Origin of the sequence: Bordetella pseudohinzii, from assembly GCF_000657795.2 — a bacterium.
Taxonomy (GTDB): Bacteria; Pseudomonadota; Gammaproteobacteria; order Burkholderiales; family Burkholderiaceae_B; genus Bordetella; species Bordetella pseudohinzii.
Map to the genome: position 1 here is coordinate 96747 of NZ_JHEP02000010.1, position 14567 is coordinate 111313.

General features: G+C 67.6%; 13 protein-coding genes and 1 tRNA gene. 5 read left to right on the forward strand and 9 right to left on the reverse strand.

What is annotated here, in order from left to right; genetic code table 11:
* Nucleotides 1-21: 21 nt before the first annotated feature.
* Nucleotides 22-936: a LysR family transcriptional regulator gene (locus L540_RS13930; RefSeq protein WP_043207827.1), complete on the forward strand. Its 915-nt coding sequence runs from the start codon at nucleotides 22-24 to the stop codon at nucleotides 934-936.
* A 6-nt stretch (nucleotides 937-942) separates the two neighbouring features.
* Here the strand turns inward: L540_RS13930 and L540_RS13935 are convergent, their stop codons facing one another.
* Together L540_RS13935 and L540_RS13940 are read right to left on the reverse strand one after the other, a co-directional pair.
* On the reverse strand, nucleotides 943-1611 hold the full coding sequence (locus L540_RS13935; protein WP_043207830.1) for a GntR family transcriptional regulator: 669 nt from the start codon (nucleotides 1609-1611) through the stop codon (nucleotides 943-945).
* On the reverse strand, nucleotides 1608-3344 hold the full coding sequence (locus L540_RS13940) for an IlvD/Edd family dehydratase (protein ID WP_043207897.1): 1737 nt from the start codon (nucleotides 3342-3344) through the stop codon (nucleotides 1608-1610). Before L540_RS13940 ends, L540_RS13935 begins: the two co-directional genes overlap by 4 nt.
* 213 nt (nucleotides 3345-3557) lie before the next feature.
* Between L540_RS13940 and L540_RS13945 the strand changes: the two genes are divergently transcribed.
* Nucleotides 3558-4550 (forward strand): Bug family tripartite tricarboxylate transporter substrate binding protein, encoded by a 993-nt coding sequence (locus tag L540_RS13945; protein WP_043207832.1) that lies wholly within the window; start codon nucleotides 3558-3560, stop codon nucleotides 4548-4550.
* 247 nt (nucleotides 4551-4797) lie between these two features.
* Entirely contained in the window at nucleotides 4798-5475 is a 678-nt protein-coding gene (locus tag L540_RS13950; protein ID WP_043207834.1) for a hypothetical protein, read from the forward strand.
* On the opposite strand, the gene L540_RS13955 is transcribed toward L540_RS13950, so the two are convergent.
* From L540_RS13955 to L540_RS13975, 5 genes are all read right to left on the reverse strand, one after another.
* Nucleotides 5446-6342 carry a DMT family transporter gene (locus tag L540_RS13955; protein WP_043207835.1) on the reverse strand — a complete coding sequence of 299 codons (897 nt, stop codon included), beginning with the start codon at nucleotides 6340-6342 and terminating at the stop codon, nucleotides 5446-5448. The two genes, L540_RS13950 and L540_RS13955, sit on opposite strands and share 30 nt — an antisense overlap.
* A gap of 67 nt (nucleotides 6343-6409) precedes the next feature.
* Nucleotides 6410-7897 carry a patatin-like phospholipase family protein gene (locus tag L540_RS13960; RefSeq protein ID WP_197085657.1) on the reverse strand — a complete coding sequence of 496 codons (1488 nt, stop codon included), beginning with the start codon at nucleotides 7895-7897 and terminating at the stop codon, nucleotides 6410-6412.
* Nucleotides 7898-8190: 293 nt separating this feature from the next.
* Nucleotides 8191-8266 (reverse strand) — tRNA-Ala (locus L540_RS13965).
* Between the two features lie 57 nt (nucleotides 8267-8323).
* A complete protein-coding gene (xth, locus tag L540_RS13970; RefSeq protein WP_043207838.1) occupies nucleotides 8324-9109 on the reverse strand; it encodes an exodeoxyribonuclease III in 786 nt (261 codons plus the stop codon).
* A gap of 147 nt (nucleotides 9110-9256) precedes the next feature.
* Nucleotides 9257-11530: a heavy metal translocating P-type ATPase gene (locus L540_RS13975; protein ID WP_043207840.1), complete on the reverse strand. Its 2274-nt coding sequence runs from the start codon at nucleotides 11528-11530 to the stop codon at nucleotides 9257-9259.
* 106 nt (nucleotides 11531-11636) lie between these two features.
* Between L540_RS13975 and cadR the strand changes: the two genes are divergently transcribed.
* Both cadR and L540_RS13985 read left to right on the forward strand, forming a co-directional pair.
* The gene (gene cadR / locus L540_RS13980) at nucleotides 11637-12071 is read left to right on the forward strand and encodes a Cd(II)/Pb(II)-responsive transcriptional regulator (RefSeq protein ID WP_043207843.1); all 435 of its coding nucleotides are present in this window, start codon (nucleotides 11637-11639) and stop codon (nucleotides 12069-12071) included.
* Nucleotides 12072-12238: 167 nt separating this feature from the next.
* Complete coding sequence (locus tag L540_RS13985) at nucleotides 12239-13240, forward strand: site-specific integrase (protein WP_043207845.1); 1002 nt, start codon at nucleotides 12239-12241, stop codon at nucleotides 13238-13240.
* Nucleotides 13241-13242: 2 nt separating this feature from the next.
* On the opposite strand, the gene L540_RS13990 is transcribed toward L540_RS13985, so the two are convergent.
* Together L540_RS13990 and L540_RS13995 are read right to left on the reverse strand one after the other, a co-directional pair.
* Nucleotides 13243-14034: a DNA adenine methylase gene (locus L540_RS13990; RefSeq protein ID WP_043207900.1), complete on the reverse strand. Its 792-nt coding sequence runs from the start codon at nucleotides 14032-14034 to the stop codon at nucleotides 13243-13245.
* A 175-nt stretch (nucleotides 14035-14209) separates the two neighbouring features.
* Nucleotides 14210-14563, reverse strand: a complete 354-nt coding sequence (locus L540_RS13995; RefSeq protein WP_043207847.1) for a hypothetical protein — start codon at nucleotides 14561-14563, stop codon at nucleotides 14210-14212.
* Nucleotides 14564-14567: the final 4 nt, after the last annotated feature.

A 14567-nucleotide genomic window follows, 5' to 3' on the forward strand; every position in this document is an offset into this window, starting at 1 on the left:
TGTCGATCAATGAGGGGCGGCATGAACGTCAATCTGTCGATGCGCGACATCGATACCGTGCTGGTGCTGGGCCGCACGCTCAATTTCCGCCAGACGGCCGCCCAGCTGCATCTGTCGCAATCGGCCCTGTCGACCCAGGTGCTGCGCATCGAAGAAGCCCTGGGCGTGCGGCTGTTCGATCGCAGCACGCGCAGTGTGCGCCTGACGGCGGCCGGACAGGTCTTTCTGCAGCAGGCCGCCAACTTGCAGGCCGCCTTCCGCGAGGCCATCGACGCCGTGGGCGGCATCGTGCGCGCCGACCAGGGGCAGGTGGCCGTGGCGGCCCTGCCTTCGCTGGCGGCGCGCCTTTTGCCGCGCGTGCTCATGGCCTATCGCAAAGCCCATCCCGGCGTCGCGCTCAAGGTCCATGATGTGCTGTCGGGGCCGGCCTTTGATCTGGTGCGCGCCGGCGAGGTGGATTTCGCCCTGACCGCGGCCGATCCGCAGCAGGCCGACCTGCACTATGAGCCCATGATGTCCGACAGCTTCATACTGCTGATCCCGCCGGACCATGCGCTGGCGCGTTCGCGCGCGCCGCTGCGCTGGCTGGACACCGCGGAGGCCGCCCATGTGTCCATGGTGCAGCCCAGCAGCGTGCGCCAGTACACGGAATGGGCTTTTCTGCAGAACCGCGTGCGCTTCCAGCCTGCCTTCGAGGCCGAGCACCTGGCCACCATCGTGGCCATGGTCGAGTGCGGCTTCGGCGTGGCGGCGCTGCCGGGGATCGCCGCCCAGGCGGTGGCGCACCAGGGCCTGGTGGAGCGGCCCTTGATCGGCCCGGTGGCCGAGCGCTCCATCGGCCTGGTTACGCCGCGCCAGCGCAGTTTGTCGCCGGCCGCGCAGGCGCTGGTGGACGTGCTGCGCGCCCACGCCCCGGCCCAGGCGCGGCGGCGCTAAACGGCTTCAGGCCGCCAGGCCGTGGCGCGCCCGCTCGGCGGCCAGATAGGCATCGCGCGACGGCAGCAGGTGGCGGGCGCAGATGTCGACCAGCGCGGCGCGGTCGCCCGAGCGCAATGCCTCGATCATGGCCCAGTGTTCCTGGCGCGCGCGCTCGCGATAGGCCGGCTGGGCCAGCGTGCCGAAGCGGATGGGATGGGTGCGGCGCGCATACTCTTCGATGGCCTGCTCCAGCACGGGATTGCGCGTCAGCCCGAACAGGGCGCGATGAAAGCGCTGGTTGCTGCGGAACACGCCGCGCGCGTCGCCGGCGCTGACGGCGGCATCATGCTCGCGCTGGATGCCGATCAGCGCCTCCAGCGCCTGCGGCGGCGCCGGCAGGGGGATCTGGCCGGCGGCGCGCGTCTCCAGCAGTTCCCGCAGGGCATAGAGCTCTACGACCTCGGCGGCCTGGAACGCGCGCACCTCGGCGCCGACGTGGCGCTTGCGCTGCACCGCGCCCATCAGCTCCAGGCTGGCCAAGACGCTGCGCACGGCGTGGCGCTTGAGGCCGAAGCGGGCCATCAGCTCGTCTTCGGTCAGGCGCTGGCGAGGATGCAGCCGACCCAGCACGATGTCCTCTTCGAGGGCGTCAAGGGCGGCCTCGGGCGTGAAGGCGGCGGCGGGCGTGCTCATCGCTCCGGCACCTTCTGCGTCATGTCGGCCGCGCGCAGGAAATCAAAGTCCACGCCCTGGTCGGCCTGAGTGACGCTTTGCAGGAAGAGCTTGCGGTAGCCGCGCGCCGCCTCGGGCCGCGCCTGGGGCGCCTCGGCGGCGCGCCGCGCGAGTTCTTCGGCGCTGACCTGGACTTCGATCAGGCGTTCGCGCAGCGACAGCCGGATGCGGTCGCCATTGCGCACATAGGCCAGCGGCCCGCCCACGGCGGCCTCGGGCGTGACGTGCAGCACGATGGTGCCGGCCGCCGTGCCGCTCATGCGGCCATCGGAGACGCGCACCATGTCCTTGACGCCGGCGCGCGCCAGCTTCTTGGGGATGGGCATGTAGCCGGCTTCCGGCATGCCCGGCGCGCCCGTGGGGCCGATGCGCTTGAGCACCAGCACATCGTCGGCGCGCACATCCAGGTTCTCGTCGTCGATGCGGCGGGCCATGTCTTCGGCGTCTTCGAACACCACGGCGCGGCCTTCATGCTCCATGAGCTCGGGGTTGGCCGCCGATTGCTTGATGATGGCGCCGCCGGGCGCCAGATTCCCGCGCAGCACGGCCAGGCCGCCGGCCGGATAGATGGGCGTGCCGCGCGGGCGGATCACATCCTGCTCGAAGGCGGCGGGCGCGGCCTGCAATTCCTCGCCCAGCGTGCGCCCCGTCACCGTCAGGGCGTCCAGATGCAGCAAGGGCGCCAGCTCGCGCAGCAGCGCGGGCATGCCGCCTGCCTTGTGGAAGTCCTCCATGTAGTGCTGGCCCGAGGGCTTGAGGTCCACCAGCACCGGGGTCTCGCGGCTCATGCGGTCCAGGCCGGCAAGATCGATTTCGATGCCCAGGCGTCCGGCGATGGCGGTCAGGTGCACGATGCCATTGGTCGAGCCGCCGATGGCCAGCAGCACGCGCAGCGCATTCTCGATGGATTTGCCGGTGATGATCTGCTGCGGCGTCAGGCCCGCGGCGGCCATGGCGACGGCGGTGGCGCCGGTCTGCTCGGCCACGCGCACGCGGTCGGCGGTGACGGCGGGCGCCGAGGCGCCGCCCGGGATCATCATGCCCATGGCTTCGGTGAGGCAGGCCATGGTGCTGGCCGTGCCCATGACCGAGCAGGTGCCGACGCTGGCCACCAGCTTGTTGTTGACCTCGGCGATTTCCGCTTCGTCGATCTCTTCGGCGCGATAGCGGCCCCAGTAGCGGCGGCAGTCCGTACAGGCGCCCACGCGCTCGCCGCGATGCGCGCCGGTCAGCATGGAGCCGGTCACCAGCTGGATGGCGGGCACCCCGGCCGAGGCCGCGCCCATCAATTGGGCGGGCACGGTCTTGTCGCAGCCGCCGATGAGCACGACCGCGTCCATGGGCTGGGCGCGGATCATCTCCTCGGTGTCCATGGACATGAGGTTGCGCAGATACATGCTGGTGGGCTGCGAGAAACTCTCGTGCACCGAGATCGTGGGGAAGTCCACCGGCAGGCCGCCGGCCAGCATGACCCCGCGCTTGACCGCTTCGATCAGCTGCGGCGCATTGCCGTGGCAGGGGTTGTAGCCGCTGCCGGTATTGACGATGCCTATCACCGGACGGGACAGGGCGTCATCGGTGTAGCCCGCGCCCTTGATGAAGGCCTTGCGCAGAAACAGCGAGAAGCCGCTGTCGCCATAATTGGTCAGTCCCTTGGACAGTCCCTTGCCCTGGGGCGGCTTTTTATCGCTCATGAATGCCTCGATAATATTATTGATAATCTGCGCGGAGAGCATAACGGCAGGGAGAGCCAGACAGCAAGCGTATTTTTTTCGGGCGGCTATTGATCGTATTTGTTGATCAGTAATTCAAAAAATACTGATTCATCAATCAAGGCGGCGCCACCTACACTGCAGGCGAGCGAGCCGGGCGCCCTCATCATTCTTCTCCCGGCAAGAGGAGACATCATGTTCGACTGTCGTCAGATGGCGCGCCGCGCGCGCGCCGTGCTGCTTGCCGGTATCGCCGGCCTGACCCTGAGCGCGGCCGCGGCGGCCGCCTATCCCGAGCGGCCCATCCGGCTCATCGTTCCCTATCCGCCCGGCGGCGCCACCGATGTCATCGGGCGCGTGCTGGCCCAGGAGATGACAGGCGCGCTCGGGCAGAGCGTGGTCGTCGAGAACCGGGCGGGCGCGGCCGGCAACATCGGCGCCGACCAGGTCGCCAAGGCCAACCCCGATGGTTACACCCTGCTGATGGGCGCGCTGACCAGCCACGCCATCAATGCCGTGCTGTATGCCGACAAGGTGAGCTACGACATCGACAAGAGTTTCGCGCCCGTGTCCATCGTGGGCACGGTGCCCCTGGTCTTCGTGGTCAATCCGCAGGTGCCGGCCAAATCGCTGGCCGAGTTCATCGCCCTGGCGAAGTCCCGTCCGGGCGCCATCACCATGGCTTCGGCCGGCAATGGCTCGCCCCAGCATCTGGCCGCCGAGATGTTCAAGCGCGTGGCTGGCGTGGATGTGCTGCACGTGCCCTATAAGGGCAGTGGCCCGGCCATGACGGACCTCATGGGCGGCCAGGTGATGAGCATGATCGAAACCGTGCCGGCCGCCCAGGGCAGCGTCAAGGGCGGCAAGCTGCGCGGCCTGGCGGTGGCCGCCGGCGCGCGCGCCGACGCCTTGCCCGAGGTGCCCACCACGGCCGAGGCCGGCCTGCCGGGGTTCCAGGTGAGTTCGATGTTTGGCATCGTCGCGCCGGCCGGCACGCCGGCGCCCGTGGTCGACAAACTGAACCAGACCCTCAAGCGCATTCTGGCCCAGCCCCAGGTCCGCGAGGCCTTGCTGCGCCAGGGCGCCGTGGCGACCTGGACTTCGCCCGCCGACGCGGCGGCCAGGATCGCCGCCGAACGCCGGCAATGGGCGACCGTGGTGGCCGAGGCCGGCGTCAAGCCCGATTGAGGGAGGGTGTCAGAGGGCGGGGCCGGCATGGCCGCCGCCTGATGGTAACGGCGGCGGACATGCCGGGAAGAGGGCTGGTCAAAGGGTCCGCCAAAGCCGTTTGAAAGTTTCAGTTTCTACACTGTGGAGATGCCGGTCGGACGCCGCATGTGGACGAGTTGCCAAGCGCTACAAAACACGATAGCGCTTGCCAGGAAATCCAGCACCATGCCGGTGCGCGCCGGCCGCCACTCTGGAGAGCTGCCGCGTGACCGCCATTTTCATTGATAAGCGCCTGGATGCCGCCACGCCGCTGTATTGCCGCCTGACATCGGGGGAATTCCGCGACCTGCTGGATTCCGCGCAGATCCGCTTTCATGGGCGCGGCACGGTATGGCCGGCCAGCCTGGCCGAGCGCGGCGCGCGCATGCCCTGCGGCGTGGCCGTGCAGATCCCGCAGGTCTGGCGCGAACGCCTGCAGACACCCCAACCCGAGGCGGTCTGGGCGGACAGCCAGGCCTTGATCGGCATGCAGCGCTGGTTCCTGGGCGCGCCGCCGGCCGGGCAGCCCGACAGCATCATCCTGCGGTCCACCGTCGGCGCCCTGGCCAATGCCGCGCAGGCCAGCGCTGGACTCAGGCTGGTCATCGCGCCCGTGCGGTATGCCGCGCCCATCATGCAGCGCGCCGGCGGCACGCGGCTGCCGGATCTCTTGAGCGGCAAAGTGCAGCGCCGGCGCGAACGCGAGGCGCGCATCATCGCCATGCAGGACCCGGAAGCGCAAGGCCCGGACGGCGTGACCCGCGTGCGGCGCGCGCTGGCCTTCGCGCTGACGACCCTGGTCTGCGGGGTCATGGCGCCGGCCAGCTTGCCCGACGAGACCCTGCAATGGGTGGCCGAACTGGCGCAGACGCGCCTAGGCCTCCTGGTGTCGCGCCTGGGGTGAGGCGCGCCCGCGCCAGGGCAGGGCCAGCATGACCAAGGCCAGGCCCAGCCATTGATGGATGCTGATCGCCTCATCGAGCACCAGGGCCGACAGGATGACCGCCGCGGCCGGCGCCAGCGCCGTGAACAAGGCGGCTTTCGCGGCCGGCACGCGCGCCGTGCCCGCATACCAAAGCCAGAAACCCAGCACCGTGGGCACCAGCGCATAAAACACCACGGCGCCAAGCGCCGGCAGGAGATCGGGCGCCCGCAGCCAGGCCGTGGACTCCCACCACAGGCCGGGCAAGCTCCAGAGCAGGCCCAGGCCGGTCATGACCGTGGCCAGCGCCAGCGCGGGCAGGGGGCGATGCAAGCGCTTGTTCAGAAGAATGAACACCGCTTCGCAGGCCACCGCGCCCAATATCAGGAGGTGTCCCGCGCTATCGCCGGGCGGGGCGGCGCGGGCCACCAGCCATACCCCCACGGTCGCCAGGATGACGCCCATGACCAGGCCGCGCGTCAGCGGTTCGCGCAAGACCACGACCGCCATGAGCGCGGCCATGGCCGGCAGGGTGCCCAGCATGACGCCGGCGTCCGCGCCGGCGGCCAGTCGCGTGCCCCACAACAGCAAGACGGTATAGCCGGCGCTGCCGGCCAGCGCCTGCACGATCAGGATCAGCGCGTCATGGCGATCCGGCCAGACCAGCCGCAAGCGCCGCAGGCGCAGCAGGAAAAGAAAGCAGGGCAGGGCCAGGGCAAAGCGCAGCGCCGTGGCGGTAAAGGGCGGCAGCGCGTGGCCGATCAGCTTGCCGGCCACCACGGTGCTGCCCACGGTCAGCATGGCGCCGGCAAGGCAGAGATAGGCGAAGCGGGGAGAGCTAAAAGGCATGGCGCTTATCCGGGGTATCCAGGGCCCAAGCGCCTCGGGCCGGCATCGCGCTCGCCGCGGGCGTGCATCACGGCTTGGGCGCGGCGGGTTTGGGCGGCTTGAAGTCGGTGGCGACACCCGGCAAGCCGTCGAAGACAGGGGCTTCCTTCTTTGCGTCGGTGACGACCGACGCGATGGCCCTGTTGTGGACGACAGCCTGTCTGGCCGCGTCGATGAGCAGATCAATGTCTTGACGAGGCAGGGTCAAGCGGGTCGGGATCGTATTCAGCCTGTCGAAAAGCGCCGCATCGGCATCCCGGAAGGAAATATGGTGGGCGGTCACGGAAACATCGGCGCAATCCCAGTCCTTCAGGGTTCCGCGCAGTTCCAGGACCTCTTTGGAAGACAGCCCGCAGCGATATGTGATGAGCGCCGTCTGCCAATGCTGCAAGGCCAGGGTGACGGCATCCAGGCCCATGCGCGTCGTGGACGCCATCGCCGTGTCAAAGGCCGCGACCAGCAATTGATCCAATCTCACCGAGGTTTCCTGCCCGCCCCAGCTGTAGCCCGGCTGCACGCCGGCATCGGTCACGATGAAAAGAAACCGCCGCAGGCGCACGGCCTGGCGTGGCGAGAGCGGCCCGTAGGGATCCTGCGCGGCGGCGCGGTCCAGCGTCAAGCCGGTGATGCCGAGATTGTCGGTCAAGCCGCCATCGAGCAGGCGCACATATGGGAGATCGCTGGAATGATAGGATTCCAGCGCCCGGGCATAGGCCCGCAGCCGAACCGAGGCCGAAGCGCTATTGAGCGCATGGTGCAGCCAGGCGGGCGCCACATACTGGCAGTCCTTCTTGGGCGTTTCGATGTTCACGGGCGCGAAGGCGCCCGGAAACGCGGCGGAGGCGGCAACGGCGTCCGCGATCTTCAGATTATCGAGATCGCTGCATAGCGCCGCGAACACGTCCGGCGTAAACAAAAAGGGCGTGTTGTTGTAGATGTCCGAGGCTGTCAGCCAGACCACGGGGTTTTCGGGCTTGTGCAGGCTGGCAAAGGTGGCGTGGTCAAAAACCTGCTCGTCCAGCCAACGCGCAAACGTCTGCCGGTCATTGGCCCCGCCTGACAGCGCCGCCGTGATGATGGTGCCGATATGAAACTTGGTCGCCATATGGGATTCGGCATCCTGGTACAGGAAGCGCTCGCGGAAATCCTCGAACTCGTCCTTGCCCTTCCAGCCCAGATAAGCGGCCATCACCGCGCCGCCCGATGTCCCGGCGACCGAGCGCACGTTGTCCAGCAAGGTCCGGCGATAGGGAATATTGTCGACCACCATGGAGTCCAGGCCCAGGAGCGCCCCGTAAGCCCAGGCGGCGGCCCGCATCCCGCCGCCGGAAAACGCCAGGGCGACCACGGTCGTGCCGTCGTCGCCGGCATCCGGGATATACCTGGGCGAAGCCGGCCTGGGATGCTCGCTGACCGTATTGATGGGCGCGGTATCCACGCTGCTGCAGCCGGAAACGGCGGCGCCCAGGCAGATCGAAAACACGAAAGCCAGCGATAGCGACCACTTAGTATTCACGCCAGTATCCCGTGAGTGGGGTCAATGTGAACGTCGCGATGTCATCTCAAGGATGCCGCGCTGCCTGCTGCTTGACGTTGTACCGGAGGGGGCGGCCTTGATCAAGAACTGGCGCATGGATAGCGAGGCCTGCCCTTCATGCCCTTGCGGCACGCGGACCGGGCTCCCAGCCGCCGCCGACGACCCCGTGACACTGGGGCGGCAGCAACGATTACGCCAATAAAATCAAGCCCGTGGAAACAAAAAAGCCTTGGAACACATGATGTGTTGCCAAGGCTTTTCCGTCTGGAATTTGGTGGAGCGGAGGAGGATCGAACTCCCGACCTTCGCATTGCGAACGCGACGCTCTCCCAGCTGAGCTACCGCCCCAAAATCAGAAGAGCGCAACTATACACGAAATTTCGGGCCGTGTGTGGCGGCCCGGTGTCAGGCGCCGAGGTCCAGGGAGGCGATGACCGGGGTGTGGTCGGAGGGCTGTTCGTTGGCGCGCGGCGCTTTGTCGATGACGCAGGCCTTGCAGGCTTGTTTCAGGGCGTCGGACAGCAGGATGTGGTCGATGCGCAAGCCGGCGTTGCGGCGGAAGGCGAACATGCGGTAGTCCCACCAGGTGAAGGATTTTTCGGGCTGTTCGAAGAGGCGGAAGGCGTCGGTCAGGCCCAGGTCGAGCAGGCCGCGGAAAGCGGCGCGTTCGGGTTCGGAGACCAGGACCTGGCCCTGCCATTTTTCGGGGTTGTGGACGTCTTCGTCGGCCGGGGCGACGTTGTAGTCGCCCAGGATGGCCAGGCGCGGGTAGGTGCGCAGCTCTTCTTCGAGCCAATGGCGCAGGGCGCCGAACCACTCGAGCTTGTAGGCGTATTTGTCGCTGCCCACGCTCTGGCCGTTGGGGCAGTAGGCGCAGATGACGCGCACATCGCCCGCGGGGCTGGGCAGGGTGAGGGCGATGACGCGCTGCTGGGGATCCTCGAAGGCGGGGATGTTGCGCACCATGGCGAAGCCCGGTTCGCGCGTCAGGATGGCCACGCCGTTATAGGTTTTCTGGCCGGCCCAGACGGCGTGGTAGCCGATCTGGGTGAAGGCCTCCAGCGGGAATTTGTCGTCGGCGAGCTTGAGCTCCTGGATGCACAGGGCATCGACCGGATTGTCGGCCAGCCAGGCGATGACCTGGGGCAGGCGGACGTTCAGGGAGTTGACGTTCCAGGTGGCGAGTTTCATGTTGTTGTAGACCGTTTATTCAGGCGGCTTCCGGCGGCAGGGCCATCCCAGATCCCGGTCTGGACGGCGCATCCGGGGCGCAGTTCGCTGATGCCAGCGGCAAGGCCTGATGATACCCGGTCATTTCGCGCCGATCCCGGCGGCGCGTCACGTCCGCGCCGCCGGCCTGGCCGCGCGCAGCAGGCGCAGGCCGTTGGCGACCACCAGCAGGCTGGCGCCCACGTCGGCGAACACGGCCATCCACAGCGTGGCATTGCCCGTGACCGCCAGCACCAGGAACACCAGCTTGATGCCCAGGGCCAGCGCGATGTTCTGCATCAGGACGCGATGGGTGGCCCGCGACAGGCGCACAAAGCCGCCGATCTTGCGCAGGTCGTCGTCCATCAGGGCCACGTCGGCCGTCTCGATGGCGGTGCCGGTGCCGGCCGCGCCCATGGCGAAACCGATGTCGGCGCGCGCCAGGGCGGGCGCGTCATTGATGCCGTCGCCCACCATCCCGACCAGGCCGCCATCGCCGATCTTGGCCTCGACGCGCGCCAGCTTGTCCTCGGGCAGCATGTCGCCATGGGCCTCGTCGATGCCGGCCTCGCGCGCCACCGCCTGCGCGGCGCGGTTGTTGTCGCCGGTAAGCATCAGCGTGCGCACGCCCAGGGCGTGCAGGTCGGCGATCGCCGCGGCGCTGCTGGGCTTGAGCGTGTCGGCCACGGCGGCCAGCGCGAGCACGCCCTGGCCATCGCTCAGGATGTTGGCGGTCTTGCCGGCGGCCTCCAGCGCGTCGACGCGGGCCTCGATGCCGGCGTCGAGCACGTCCAGTTCGCGCATCAGGCGGCGGTTGCCGAGATAAAAGGTCTCATCGCCGATGCGGCCGGACACGCCGCGCCCGGCCAGGGCCTTGAAATCGCTGACCGGCAGCAGGCCGGCGCCGCCGTGGGCCTGGGCCAGGGCGAGCGAGACGGGGTGATCCGAACGCCCGGCCAGGCTGGCGGCCACGAGGGTAGGGGCCAGCCCCGAGGCGGTGAGCGGCCGCAGGGTTTCGAAGTCGGTCTGCACCGGCTTGCCGCGGGTGAGGGTGCCGGTCTTGTCCAGCGCCAGCCAGCGCAGCTTGCGGCCGTTTTCGAGATAGACGCCGCCTTTGATCAGGATGCCGCGCCGCGCCGCGGCGGTCAGGCCGCTGACCACGCTCACGGGCGTGGAGATCACCAGGGCGCAGGGGCAGGCGATGATGAGCAAGGCCAGCGCGCGATAGAGCGAGTCCATCCAGGCATGGCCCAGCGCCAGCGGCGGCACGACGGCCACCAGCACGGCCAGCAGTACGACGGCCGGGGTGTAGATGCGCGAGAACCGGTCGATGAAGCGCTGCGTGGGCGCGCGCGCGCCTTGCGCCTGTTCGACGGCATGGATGATGCGGTCCAGCGTGGTGTTGCCCGCGGCGGCGGTGACGCGGTAGTCAAAGCCGCCTGAGGTGTTGATGGTGCCGGCATAGACCTCGTCGCCCACCGTCTTCTCGACGGGCAGGCTCTCGCCCGTGATGGGCGCCTGGTCCACGGCCGAGCGGCCGTCGACCAGCGTGCCGTCGGCGGCGATGCGTTCGCCCGGGCGCACCCGCACCGTGTCGCCCAGGCGCAGCTGGGCGGCCGGCACATCGGTCCAGCTGCCGTCCGGGTTGCGGCGATGGGCGGTCTGCGGCGCCAGGTCCATCAGGCCGCGCACCGCATTGCGGGCGCGGTCCAGCGCGCGGGCCTCGATGAGTTCGGCCACGTTGAAGAGAAACATCACCATGGCCGCCTCGGGCCATTGGCCGATCAGCACGGCCCCGGTGACGGCGATGCTCATGAGGGCATTGATGTTGAGATTGCCGTTGCGCACGGCGATCCAGCCCTTGCGGTAGGTGCCCAGGCCGCTGGCCGCGATGGCGGCCAGGGCCAGCACGGCGGTCAGCCAGGCGGGCAGGGCCGCGAAATGGGCGGCTTCGGCCAGCGCGGCCAGCACGCCGCCGACGGCCAGCAGGCGCCAGCCGGCGGGCTTGGCGGGCGCGGGGCGGGCGGCGTCTTCCATGGGTTCGGGCGTCATGCCCAGGCTGCGGATGGCCCCCATGACGGCGTCGCGCGCGCCCTCGGCATGCACGACCGTCAGCAAGCGCTGCATGAGGTTGAACTCCAGCCCATGCACATCGGGCATGCCGCCCAGCTTCTTGCGGATCAGCGTTTCCTCGGTCGGGCAGTCCATCTGGCCGATGCGCAGGCGCGACAGCGCCTGTCCCGGGCCGGCGCGCAGGGCCGGCCCCTCGGCGGGGGCGCCATGGCCGGCGTGGTCATGATCGTGACCGTGATGGTCATGATCGTGGCCGTGGCCGTCATCGGGCGCGTCCTTGGCGCAGCAGCCGCCGGCCAGAGGCAAGACATCTTGAGAGGGCTTGGACATGGATCATCCTGTGTTGTTGCGTCCCTTGATATTTCCGGGAGGCTTGACCGTATTGCACACCCTGGAGTTACTATAGGGTCAAGCCCGTCATCCGCAGGAGGTCCCCATGAAGATCGGTGAATTGGCCAAGGCGGCCGGCACCACGGTGGAAACCGTGCGCTACTACGAGCGCGAAGGTCTGCTGCCGGCCCCCGAGCGCGGCGTGAACAACTACCGCAGCTATGGGCAGATGCATCTGGAGCGCTTGCGCCTGATCCGCAACTGCCGCGCCCTGGACATGACGCAGGATGAGATCCGCGCCATCCTGACGCTGGCCGACAATCACCAGGCCGGCTGCGGCGGCATCAACGAGCTGTTCGATGAGCACATCGCGCACGTGGACGCGCGCATCGCCGAACTGGGCCAGCTCAAGCGCCAATTGACCGAACTGCGCCAGCGCTGCGTCTCGGCCCGGCCGGACGCCGATGATTGCGGCATCCTGCATGGCCTGTCGGAGATGCAGGTGGACGAGCGCCCCGAACGCCATACCCACCTGGGCTGAACGCCGCGGCTATGACCCCGCCGCGCGGCGGGGGATAGGCCGCGCCGGCGCTGGCGTGTGAAGCGCCGCGCGATATTTTGCGCCCCGAAGTTGAGATAAATGGGCTTCTTCCGCGTTTCATACGTGGAAAAGGAATTGCAGGATAGCGGGATACTCATGGTTTTGCCATGAAGCCCAGCCTCCGCCGCATCCGCCAAACCGTCCCGACCCTGGCCCAGGCCCTGAACCGATACCTGACAGAAGTGTCGGCCCTGAAAAAGGGCCACACGGCCGAAAAATCGATCTCCAAGTGCTGGCTGGCCACCCGACTTGCACTCCGGCCGGTCAACCGCATACGCAATACTGACCTGATCGAAGTCCGCGACGCCTGGCTGGCAAGCAAGGCACCGGCCACGGTGGGGCGACGCCTGGCATTCCTGTCGCACGTCTTCACCGTCATCCGCAAGGATTGGGGCCTGGAATGGCTGGCAAATCCGGTCCAGTTGGTACGCCGGCCCACGGTCGACAATGCCCGTGATCGACGCCTATTTGACGGTATCCGCTTGCGAGGCGTTTCCGAAGCCGAATGCCCCCGGGATGAGCTGGAGTGGATTCTCCGGTCGACCCGGTCGGCCGAGCTGCCCACCATTGCAAGCCTGGCCGCTGAAACCGGAATGCGCCGGTCAGAGATTTGCGGCATCCGGCGAGAACTGGTGGACCTGGTCCACGGCGTCGTCCGGCTGCTCGACACCAAGAACGGCACATCCCGGGATGTACCGTTGACGCCCCTGGCCAAGGAGCTACTGCGCCGCTTCCTGGTGGGTAAACCGCTGCGTGGGCGCGTTTTCACCATGCGTCCTGGCTCGGTGACGCGCGCCTTCATCCGCGCGCGCCTGCGGGCAAAGAAGCGCTACCAGGGGCTGTGCCAACGCTATGGCCGGCGCCCGAATCCGGCATACTTTGCCGATCTGCGCTTCCACGACCTGCGGCATGAAGCGACCTCCCGGCTTGCTGACGTGTTCGCTATGCATGAGCTGGCCAAGGTCAGCGGGCACAAAGACACGCGAATGCTGCTCAGGTACTACCACCCCCACGGGTGGGAGTTGGCCAGGAAGCTTGCCAAAAGCCCACTCGGTCGCCGGCAGCAGGAGCAGCTCCGGGACGACCGCATGGAGCGCTTGGCGGCATGAGGTCAGAATAGTGCCACCGGATCGGCCTTCACATCCCAGCTGAAGATAATCACCTCAGAACGGTCAATACCGCGTCCACCACCCACCGTGTACCTGATGTCGGTGGATTCGATGGTGAAAGCCTGAAATAGCTTGCGGATATCAGGATGATCGTTGAGCGTGACGACCGCCTTCCCCTTCAATTTCCCCAGCATGGAAGCCAATTGTTCGTACTCGCTCCAGCCAAAATCGACCCCGTAGCCTTCCGTCTCCCAGTACGGCGGGTCCATGAAGAAAAATGTGTGCGAACGGTCGTAGCGCCGGATGCAGTCTTGCCAAGGCAGATTCTCAATGTAGGCGCTGGCCAGTCGCAGGTGGGCGGTGGATAGGTTCTCCTCGATCCGCAGCAGGTTCAAGCCAGGAGGCGCGGTAGTGGCCACGCCATAGGTCTGGCCATCGACGCGGCCGCCAAAGGCTGAGTGCTGCAGGTAGAAGAACCGGGCAGCCCGCTGGATGTCCGTGAGGGTTTCCTCCGGCGTGACCTGCAGCCACTTGAATACCTGCCGGCTTGAGAGCGCCCATTTGAACTGGCGGACGAATTCCTCCAGGTGGTGCTTCACCACGCGGTATAGGTTGACCAATTCGCCGTTGACGTCGTTCAAGACTTCAACATCTGCCGGCACAGGCCGCAGAAAGAACATGGCCGCGCCGCCGGCAAACGGCTCGACGTAGCACTGGTGAGCGGGAAAATACGGCAGCAGCCTGTCAGCCAGGCGCCGTTTGCCCCCGATCCAAGGAATGATGGGAGAAACCATTTTGTAAAAGCCTTTCAAAATGGTAGCCTTGGCCCGCCTGTCGACAGGTGGCGCGGCCTTGGCCAATCCGGCAGCCCTCATCTGCTGGTGCGGGGCGTCGGCGGTGTTCCCGCACCGGCGACGTCGCCGCGTCTTTGCCCCGCTGCAACGGCGGGGAAGTGCCGGACCCGCGCCCCTACACTTCGGGCGCCGGCTCCTCTGGAGGCTGAGGCTGAACGTCGGTCAGCCACGCTGGTACCGCGCCCCAGCCCTTGTAGCTGACGGCGGCACCTTCGACCTCGATGGTGGAGCCGAATGCATAAGGCTGACCGGAATCCGTGCGATAGAACTGCGTGGCCCGATGATCTTCCGCCAGAACCCACGCTGATCCAGTCCAACGTGCCACCTGGCCGGCCGGGGCGGCAGGCGGTGGCACTTCCCGTGCCCCGAACGGGATGTTGAACGCACCTGGCTCCATCGCAAGCTCATTGGCCACGGTGTCGTACAGATACAGGCCATCCAGATCAGTCTGGAAGACGGTCTTCTTCATAGGG

Bases quoted from the DNA above. Each gene is read 5' to 3' on its own strand.
- L540_RS13930 (WP_043207827.1), top strand. From the start codon at position 22: ATGAACGTCAATCTGTCGATGCGCGACATCGATACCGTGCTGGTGCTG.
- L540_RS13935 (WP_043207830.1), bottom strand. From the start codon at position 1,611: ATGAGCACGCCCGCCGCCGCCTTCACGCCCGAGGCCGCCCTTGACGCC.
- L540_RS13940 (WP_043207897.1), bottom strand. From the start codon at position 3,344: ATGAGCGATAAAAAGCCGCCCCAGGGCAAGGGACTGTCCAAGGGACTG.
- L540_RS13945 (WP_043207832.1), top strand. From the start codon at position 3,558: ATGTTCGACTGTCGTCAGATGGCGCGCCGCGCGCGCGCCGTGCTGCTT.
- L540_RS13955 (WP_043207835.1), bottom strand. From the start codon at position 6,342: ATGCCTTTTAGCTCTCCCCGCTTCGCCTATCTCTGCCTTGCCGGCGCC.
- xth (WP_043207838.1), bottom strand. From the start codon at position 9,109: ATGAAACTCGCCACCTGGAACGTCAACTCCCTGAACGTCCGCCTGCCC.
- L540_RS13975 (WP_043207840.1), bottom strand. From the start codon at position 11,530: ATGTCCAAGCCCTCTCAAGATGTCTTGCCTCTGGCCGGCGGCTGCTGC.
- cadR (WP_043207843.1), top strand. From the start codon at position 11,637: ATGAAGATCGGTGAATTGGCCAAGGCGGCCGGCACCACGGTGGAAACC.
- L540_RS13985 (WP_043207845.1), top strand. From the start codon at position 12,239: ATGAAGCCCAGCCTCCGCCGCATCCGCCAAACCGTCCCGACCCTGGCC.
- L540_RS13990 (WP_043207900.1), bottom strand. From the start codon at position 14,034: ATGGTTTCTCCCATCATTCCTTGGATCGGGGGCAAACGGCGCCTGGCT.
- L540_RS13995 (WP_043207847.1), bottom strand. From the start codon at position 14,563: ATGAAGAAGACCGTCTTCCAGACTGATCTGGATGGCCTGTATCTGTAC.